General features: G+C 37.8%; 1 protein-coding gene. It reads left to right on the plus strand.

Annotation, left to right across the window (positions count from 1 at the left end):
- Nucleotides 1-262 precede the first annotated feature (262 nt).
- Nucleotides 263-856: a hypothetical protein gene (locus L2731_RS19475; protein WP_249254890.1), complete on the plus strand. Its 594-nt coding sequence runs from the start codon at nt 263-265 to the stop codon at nt 854-856.
- The last annotated feature ends 155 nt before the right edge of the window (nt 857-1,011 follow it).

Consider the following 1,011-nt stretch of genomic DNA (forward strand, 5'->3'; position numbering starts at 1 on the left):
AGGAGCCGCCATTCAATCGAGCTACTGCATAAAGACCCTCAACGGCCATTGAGGGTGGGCCTCCAATTTACCCTAAAATGGAACAGGATTAACCATACAATCTGTTTAAGAGTGATTCGCAACACGTGGCATTTTTACTATGCGTTGTGTTTAGTGGTTAAGGTGGTATGCGGAAGCATCGGTATTGCGTTGCTCACCCCTTAACAGGGCGTTATATGCCTAGCGCCTTTACATATAATTTTCGTCAGTTAAAAGGATTGAAATGCTATACTTAATATTCACGATTCTTCTTTGTTTTCTTGGTCTCTTTACGTTTGTGCCTAAATTTAAAAGTGTTATTGAGCGCCATAGTGTAGGTATTAATTTTTTTCTCACTCTTGTTGCGACATTAGTTGGTGTTCTATTAGCCATATCTATTACAAATTACGAAGCGGAACAAAAAGAAAAACAAGATGTAATTAAACTCTTAATGTCATCGATCTCTTCAGTAGAGACGTGTTATGAATATAGTGAAGAATTAATAGAGTATTTTAACAAGTTGCCAAAAGAAGATGAGTTGAGGACTGGGTTTTATTCAAAGAATCCACCACCGTACCCAGAATATTTAGACACTTTCTTAATGCAAAATATAGTTAGCAAAAATTTATCGGGGGCGACGTTAAGTGATCTAAACGAATACTTAATCAACCTTAAAAGAAGTCGTACATTTAATGCGCCTTTATATCTCAAGATTTTAGAGCAAACAGTAAAACTCTTAGAGTTAGAGGTAGCGTATCAAAAAGGTCACATAAATGAAGCTCAATTGGATTTAGAGTTAAGTGCAATAGATAACACTTTGCCGACCACAGGCACATAACAAGTGACTGTGGTTGTAGTGGCATAGTGAATTTGGCCACTACAGGTGTTTAGTCAATATATTTATCCGTTTTTTGCGCACCACAGCTCCTCGCTTTTAAGCATGGTATTCAAGATCACGATGAGCTTTCGCATGCAGGCGATCAGTGCTACTTT

Origin of the sequence: Shewanella aquimarina, assembly GCF_023349185.1 — a bacterium.
GTDB classification, from domain to species: Bacteria; Pseudomonadota; Gammaproteobacteria; order Enterobacterales; family Shewanellaceae; genus Shewanella; species Shewanella aquimarina.